This is a genomic window from Streptomyces sp. NPDC127177, assembly GCF_042672475.1.
GTDB lineage: Bacteria > Actinomycetota > Actinomycetes > Streptomycetales > Streptomycetaceae > Streptomyces.
Map to the genome: position 1 here is coordinate 45,121 of NZ_JBHXUW010000058.1, position 7,543 is coordinate 52,663.

Annotated in this window: 6 protein-coding genes; 5 read left to right on the forward strand and 1 reads right to left on the reverse strand. The window is 69.6% G+C overall.

Features of this window, described 5'->3' with window-relative positions:
• Positions 1-73 precede the first annotated feature (73 nt).
• Together ACFVJX_RS29040 and ACFVJX_RS29045 are read left to right on the forward strand one after the other, a co-directional pair.
• On the forward strand, positions 74-892 hold the full coding sequence (locus ACFVJX_RS29040; RefSeq protein WP_384122347.1) for an SAM-dependent methyltransferase: 819 nt from the start codon (positions 74-76) through the stop codon (positions 890-892).
• Positions 889-3,063, forward strand: coding sequence for a putative bifunctional diguanylate cyclase/phosphodiesterase (locus tag ACFVJX_RS29045; RefSeq protein ID WP_384122344.1), 2,175 nt, complete (start codon positions 889-891; stop codon positions 3,061-3,063). Before ACFVJX_RS29040 ends, ACFVJX_RS29045 begins: the two co-directional genes overlap by 4 nt.
• 23 nt (positions 3,064-3,086) lie before the next feature.
• Here ACFVJX_RS29045 and ACFVJX_RS29050 read toward each other — a convergent pair whose 3' ends face one another.
• Positions 3,087-4,004, reverse strand: coding sequence for a LysR family transcriptional regulator (locus ACFVJX_RS29050; RefSeq protein ID WP_384122341.1), 918 nt, complete (start codon positions 4,002-4,004; stop codon positions 3,087-3,089).
• Between the two features lie 95 nt (positions 4,005-4,099).
• Between ACFVJX_RS29050 and ACFVJX_RS29055 the strand changes: the two genes are divergently transcribed.
• The 3 genes from ACFVJX_RS29055 to ACFVJX_RS29065 are packed head-to-tail and all read left to right on the forward strand — an operon-like array spanning position 4,100 to position 7,501.
• The gene (locus ACFVJX_RS29055; RefSeq protein ID WP_384122338.1) at positions 4,100-4,807 is read left to right on the forward strand and encodes a succinate dehydrogenase; all 708 of its coding nucleotides are present in this window, start codon (positions 4,100-4,102) and stop codon (positions 4,805-4,807) included.
• A gap of 1 nt (position 4,808) precedes the next feature.
• The gene (locus ACFVJX_RS29060; RefSeq protein ID WP_384122335.1) at positions 4,809-6,758 is read left to right on the forward strand and encodes a fumarate reductase/succinate dehydrogenase flavoprotein subunit; all 1,950 of its coding nucleotides are present in this window, start codon (positions 4,809-4,811) and stop codon (positions 6,756-6,758) included.
• Positions 6,755-7,501: a succinate dehydrogenase/fumarate reductase iron-sulfur subunit gene (locus ACFVJX_RS29065; RefSeq protein ID WP_384122334.1), complete on the forward strand. Its 747-nt coding sequence runs from the start codon at positions 6,755-6,757 to the stop codon at positions 7,499-7,501. The genes ACFVJX_RS29060 and ACFVJX_RS29065 overlap by 4 nt, the downstream gene beginning before the upstream one ends.
• Positions 7,502-7,543 lie beyond the last annotated feature (42 nt).

The window sequence follows — 7,543 nt, forward strand, 5'->3', positions numbered from 1 at the left end:
TCGGTCAGTAGCCTCTGGTCAACACTGACCATGAACATGGCCGGATCGCCGTGGCGACTTGTTGGAGACATCGATGGAGCGTCCCGCCTGGGCACCGCAAGGCATTGACATTTCGGTGCCGAGCGTGTCCCGAATGTATGATTTCTACCTGGGCGGCTCGCACAATTTCGAGGTGGACCGGGAAGCGGCCCGCAAGGCCATGGAGTTCATGCCGGGACTTCCCAAGATCATGCAGGCGAACCGTGCCTTTATGCGCCGGGCGGTGCGCTACGCACTCGGCGAGGGGATCACTCAGTTCCTGGACATCGGTTCCGGGATACCGACCTTCGGCAATGTCCACGAGGTCGCCCAGGGGATCGATCCCCGGGCCCGGGTGGCGTACGTCGACCACGATCCGGTCGCGGTCGCCCACAGCCAGGCCGTGCTTGAGGGCAATGAGGGCGCGGTGATCGCCACCGCCGATCTGCGCCGTCCGAAGGAGATCCTGGAGAATTCGGAGGTCTCCGGACTCCTCGACTTCGAGCGCCCGGTGGCGCTGCTCCTCGTCGCCGTCCTCCACTTCATCGAGGACTCCGACGACCCGCAGACGGCCGTCGCCGAACTGCGCGACCTCCTGGCCCCCGGCAGCCTCCTCGTCATCACCCACGCCTCGTACGAGGGAATTCCGCTGATGCAGGAGGAGGCGGGCGGCGCGGTCGGCGTGTACAAGAACATCCGCAACCCGCTGATCATGCGCTCGCGCGACGAGGTCGGCCGGTTCTTCGACGGGTACGAGATGGTCGACCCCGGCCTCGTGCCGATGCCGCTCTGGCGCCCCGACATCCCCGCCGCGCAGGAGAGCGAGGACCCATACGCCTTCTCGGGCTTCGCGGGAGTGGGACGCAAGGCGTGAGTATTCCCGCCCAGTCGTCCGGAGCACCGGACGCGGAACCCGACGGCCCCGAGGACCGGCTCCGGCGCTTCGCCACGATCTGGAGCCGGGCCATCTTCCCGTCGACGGCCACCTCCTTGACCCGGCCCGAGTTCGAACAGCATCTGCTGCCGCTGGCCCGCACGCTCAGCGACACCCTGCACGCCCGTCCCTTCGACGCCGCGCACGCGGCCGAGGTGGGCAGCGCACTCGTCGCGGCGCACTGCACGGACCCGGACGCGCTCAGCTCCACGCTCGGGGTCGTCGACTCCTACCTCGTCCTGTACTGCGGCAGCAACGGGCCCGTGGCCCTGACGACCGAGGACAGCCGGTCCCGTTGCGCCCGGATCCAGCACGCCGTCGCGGGCGGCTTCAGCCAGGCGCTGCGCGAGCGGACCCTCGCCGAGCAGGAGGCCATCGCCCGCTCGGCGCTCTCCGCGCGCTCACACGCCGAGCAGGCGCTGCACGCGACGGAGGCACGGTTCCGGGCCGTCTTCAAGGACGCCGCCATCGGTATCGGCATCGCCGATCTCGACGGCAACGTACTGGAGGTCAACGACACCCTCACCCGGATGTTCGGCGGGCTCGACCACCACGTCCGCAGCCACCGTGTCAACGAGTGGGTCCACCCCGAGGACTCCCCGAAGGTGTGGGCGTACTACAACGAGCTGGTGAGCGGGGAGCGTGAGCACTACCGGGTCGAGAAGGCGTTCTACCGCAACGACGGCACCGTCCTGTGGACCAACCTGACGGTGTCTCTGCTGCGCGACTCCGAGGGCCGGCCCGAGTACCAGCTGGCGTTGATGGAGGACACCACCGAACGCCGGCTGCTCAATCTGCGCCTGCGGTACGAGGCCACGCACGACGCGCTGACCGGCCTGCCGAACCGGACGCTTTTTTTCGAGCGTCTCGAGAAAGCGCTCTCGGCCGGTGACGGCAGCCGTTTCGGCCTCTGCTATCTGGACCTGGACGGCTTCAAGGCGATCAACGACAGCCTGGGACACGCCTCGGGAGACCGGCTGCTTGTCGAGGTCGCGGACCGGCTGCAGAGCTGCGCGACCGCTCCCGGCGAGATGGTGGCGCGGCTCGGCGGCGACGAGTTCGTGGCGCTGACGACCGGCCCCGACACCGCGTCGGAGGTCGACGAGCTCGCCTGCCGGATCCTCGGTGTGCTCGCCACGCCGATCAGGCTCGACGGCCGTGAGCTGACGGTCCGGGGGTCCATCGGAGTCGTCGAGGGCCCGGCCGGTGAACGCAGCGCCGCCGAGGTGCTGCGCAGCGCCGACATCACGATGTACCGGGCCAAGTCGGCGGGCGGCAACCGCTTCGAGCTGGCCGACGCCGAGGCGGACGCCCGCGCCATCACCCGGCACGGGCTGACCACGGCGCTGCCGGCCGCGCTGGAGCGCGGTGAGTTCTTCATCGAGTACCAGCCGCTGGTGCACCTCGGGGACGGTTCGGTGCACGGGGCGGAGGCGCTGGTGCGCTGGTGCCACCCGCAGCACGGGGTGCTGGGTCCCGACCGGTTCATCGCGCTGGCCGAGCACACCGGACTGATCGTGCCGCTCGGCCGCTGGGTGCTGGAGGAGTCGGTACGGCAGGCCAACTTCTGGCAGGAGCGGCACACCGACGGCGGCCCGCTGAGGATCAACGTCAACCTCTCGCCGGCCCAGCTGCACCACCCGCGGCTGGTCGCCGAGACCGTCGATGTCCTGGAGCGGTCAGGTCTCGAGCCGGCGGCGCTGTGTCTCGAAGTCACCGAGTCGGCGCTCATCGGCGCCGACGACGATCTGCTGAAGCCGCTGCGCCAGCTGGCGGACATGGGTGTCGGCATAGCGCTCGACGACTTCGGCACCGGCTACTCGAACCTGGCGAATCTGCGACGGCTGCCGGTGAGTGTGCTGAAGCTGGACCGTTCCTTCACCCAGGGGATGCAGCACCATCCGGCCGATCCGGTGGATCTGAAGATCGTCGAGGGGATCGTCTCTCTCGCGCACAGCCTGGACCTGGCGGTGACGGTCGAGGGTGTGGAGACCGGTGCCCAGGCGGAGCAGCTGCGGGAGCTGGGCTGCGACACCGCCCAGGGCTGGTACTACGCGCGGCCCGGCGCCCCGGACCGGATCCACTCGCTGCTGCTGGCCGACGCGGTCTGAGCCGGGCGGACGCCCCCTCGTCCTCAACCCCCTCCGGGGCCCGAGGACGAGGAGTCCGCCCGGCTGGCCAGCAGCACGCGCTGCAGTTCCCGCGCGGCCCGCGGTGGGGCCACGTCGCTGCGGTGTGCCAGCGCGATCGTGCGGCGCAGCCCCGGCTTGGCCAGTGGTGTCGTCCGCAGGTCGTGGCCCGCCCGGGTCGCCACCATGCTCGGGACCACCGCGATCCCGAGACCGGCCCGGACGAATCCGAGGACCGCGTCCATCTCGCCGCCCTCCACCGTGAACGACGGCTCGAAGCCCTCGGCCCGGCAGGCGGCCACCGTCAGTTCCCGCAGGTCGTACCCGTGCCGGAACATCACCAGCGGCTCGCCCTGCAGATCCGTGATCCGCACGCTCCCGCCCCGGCCGGGCCGGGGGCCGGACGACGACGAGACGACAACGAGGTCCTCCTGGAGCAGCTCGACCGTGGTCAGGGCGGGTGAGGCGGCAGGGAGCGGTAGCACCAGGAGCGCCAGATCGAGCGCACCGCGCGCCAGCTCCCGTACCAGGTCGTGCGAACCACCCTCCTCCAGCAGCAGTTGGATGCCCGGGTGCTGATCGTGGAAGGCGCGCAGCACATCGGGCAGCAGGCCGGTGCAGACGCTCGGTGTCGCACCGAGCCTGACCCGGCCACGGCGCAATTGGGCCAGCTCCTGGACCTCGTGCCGGGCGGTGTCCGCGTCGGCCAGGATGCGCCGGGCCAGCGGCAGCAGCGCCTCGCCCGCATCGGTCAGCGCGATGTTCCCGCGGGCCCGGCTGAACAGCTCGGCGCCCAGCTCTCCCTCCAGTGCCCGGATCTGCTGGGAGAGCGAGGGCTGCGACACATGCACGTCCTCGGCGGCGCGGGTGAAGTGCCGGGCCTCGGCGACGGCGACGAAGTACATGAGCTGCTGGAACTGCATACACCCACCCTAGCTCGCCGCATAGTCATCGCCTATGGACATGAGCGGTTCCATGTCTTGGACTGATCGGGCTCCTCGGTCCTAGCGTCGTGTCCATGGCATTGGCAACACGGACGGACCGACGGCCGTCCATGACGCGTACGCTCTGGGACTCGTCCGTCGGCAAGAAGACGATCATGGCCGTGAGCGGCCTGATCATGCTCCTCTACTTGGTCGTCCACATGGTCGGCAACCTGAAGATCTTCTTCGGGTCGGACGAGTTCAACGGCTACGCGCACTGGCTGCGCGTGATGGGCGAGCCCTTCCTGCACCACGAGTGGGCCCTGTGGATCGTCCGCGTGGTGCTCGTCGCCGCCGTGGTGCTGCACGCCGTCTCCGCGTACCAGCTCAGCCGCCGCGACCTGCGGGCACGCCCCAGCAAGTACGTGCACAGGAAGCCGCGCGCCAGCTACGCCACGAACACGATGCGCTACGGCGGCATCATCATCGTGCTGTTCATCGTCTGGCACATCCTGGACCTGACGACCGGCACCGTGCACTCCGGCGGCTTCCAGTCCGGGCACCCCTACCAGAACGTCATCGACACCTTCTCCACCTGGTACGGCAACGTCATCTACATCGTCGCCATGCTCGCCATGGGGCTGCACGTCCAGCACGGGTTCTGGAGTGCGGCGCAGACCCTCGGCGCCGGCCGCGCGACCCGCGACCGTGTCCTGAAGACCACCGCCAACGTGCTCGCGCTGGTGCTGACGGTGGGCTTCATCTCCGTACCCGTCGCCGTCATGACCGGAGTGGTGAGCTGACATGAACGACTACACGGACTACGCGACCGGCGAGCCCCTCGCCGACACCCGAGCTCCCCAGGGGCCCGTCGCCGAACGCTGGGACACCCGCCGCTTCGAGGCGAAGCTCGTCAACCCGGCCAACCGCCGCAAGCACACCGTCATCGTCGTCGGCACCGGCCTGGCCGGCGGCTCGGCCGGCGCCACGCTGGCCGAACAGGGCTACCACGTCGTCCAGTTCTGCTTCCAGGACTCGCCCCGCCGGGCCCACTCCGTCGCCGCCCAGGGCGGCATCAACGCGGCGAAGAACTACCGCAACGACGGAGACTCGGTCCACCGGCTCTTCTACGACACCGTCAAGGGCGGCGACTTCCGCGCCCGCGAGTCCAACGTGCACCGGCTCGCCCAGATCTCCGTCGAGATCATCGACCAGTGCGTGGCGCAGGGCGTCCCGTTCGCCCGCGAGTACGGCGGCCTCCTCGACAACCGCTCCTTCGGCGGCGTCCAGGTCTCCCGTACCTTCTACGCCCGCGGCCAGACCGGACAGCAGCTGCTCCTCGGCGCCTACCAGGCCCTGTCGAGGCAGATCGCCGCCGGCAACGTCGAACTGCACTCCCGCACCGAGATGCTCGACCTGATCGTCGTCGGAGGCAGGGCCCGCGGCATCGTCGCCCGCGACCTGGTCACGGGGAGGACCGACACCTACTTCGCCGACGCGGTCGTGCTGGCCAGCGGCGGCTACGGCAACGTCTTCTACCTGTCGACCAACGCCATGAACTCCAACGCCACCGCCATCTGGCGTGCCCACCGGCGCGGGGCGTACTTCGCCAACCCGTGCTTCACCCAGATCCACCCCACCTGCATCCCGCGCACCGGCGAGCACCAGTCCAAGCTGACGCTGATGAGCGAGTCGCTGCGCAACGACGGCCGCATCTGGGTGCCGAAGGCCAAGGGCGACGCCCGCCCCGCGAACGAGATCCCCGAGGACGAGCGCGACTACTACCTGGAGCGCATCTACCCCGCCTTCGGCAACCTCGTACCCCGCGACATCGCCTCCCGCGCCGCGAAGAACGTCTGCGACGAGGGCCGCGGCGTCGGGCCGGGCGGTCAGGGCGTCTACCTGGACTTCGCCGAGGCCATCCAGCGGATGGGCCGGGCCAGGGTCGAGGAGAAGTACGGCAACCTCTTCGACATGTACGCGCAGATCACCGCGGAGAACCCGTACGAGACCCCCATGCGGATCTACCCGGCCGTCCACTACACGATGGGCGGGCTCTGGGTCGACTACGACCTCCAGACGACGGTCCCCGGCCTGTTCGCGATCGGCGAGGCCAACTTCTCCGACCACGGCGCCAACCGGCTCGGTGCCTCGGCGCTGATGCAGGGCCTCGCCGACGGCTACTTCGTCCTGCCGTCCACGATCAACGACTACCTGGCCCGCAACCCGCACCACGAAACGGTCGACGCCTCCCATCCCGAGGTCGAGGAGGCCGTCGCCGAGACCGAGGACCGGCTCAACCTGCTGCTGGCCGTCGACGGCGACCGGACCCCCGACTCCTTCCACCGTGAGATCGGTGAACTCATGTGGGAGTACTGCGGAATGGCCCGTACACAGGACGGCCTGCGCAAGGCGCTCGACCGGATCCCCGAGATCCGCGAGGAGTTCTGGCGCCGCATCAAGGTGCCCGGCACCGGCGAGGAGTTCAACCAGTCGCTGGAGAAGGCCAACCGCATCGTCGACTACCTGGAGCTCGCCGAGCTCATGTGCCTCGACGCACTGCACCGAGCGGAGTCCTGCGGAGGTCACTTCCGCGAGGAGTCGCAGACCCCGGAGGGCGAGGCCGCCCGGCGCGACGAGGAGTTCTCCTACGCCGCGGCCTGGGAGTTCACCACCACCGGCGACGCCCCCGTCCTGCACAAGGAAGACCTCGTCTTCGAGTACGTCCACCCCACTCAGCGGAGCTACGCATGAAGCTCACCCTGCGCGTCTGGCGCCAGAAGAACGCCGACGCCCCCGGCGCCATGTCCACCTACGACGTGGACGGCATCTCGCAGGACATGTCGTTCCTGGAGATGCTCGACACCCTCAACGAGGAACTCATCCTCGCCGGCGACGATCCCGTCGCCTTCGACCACGACTGCCGCGAGGGCATCTGCGGCGCGTGCAGCCTCGTCATCAACGGCGACGCCCACGGCCCGGAGCGCACCACCACGTGCCAGCTCCACATGCGGTCCTTCGAGGACGGCGACACCATCGACATCGAGCCCTGGCGCGCCTCGGCCTTCCCGGTCGTCAAGGACCTGGTCGTGGACCGCTCCGCCTTCGACCGGATCATCCAGGCCGGCGGCTACATCTCGGCCCCGACCGGTACGGCACCGGACGCGCATGCCACCCCCGTGCCCAAGCCCGACGCCGACTTCGCCTTCGAGCACGCCGAGTGCATCGGGTGCGGTGCCTGCGTCGCGGCCTGCCCCAACGGCTCGGCGATGCTGTTCACGTCGGCCAAGGTCAACCATCTGAACGTACTGCCGCAGGGCGCCCCCGAGCGCGAGACCCGGGTGCTCGACATGGTGGGCCAGATGGACAGCGAGGGCTTCGGCGGCTGCACGCTGACGGGGGAGTGCGCCACGGCCTGCCCGAAGGGCATCCCGCTGCCGTCGATCTCCGCGATGAACAAGGAGTGGCTGCGGGCGACGCGCAAGGTGCACCGCTGACACAGCCGTGGAGCCCCGGCTCCGGAGGCCGCCCGCCTCCGG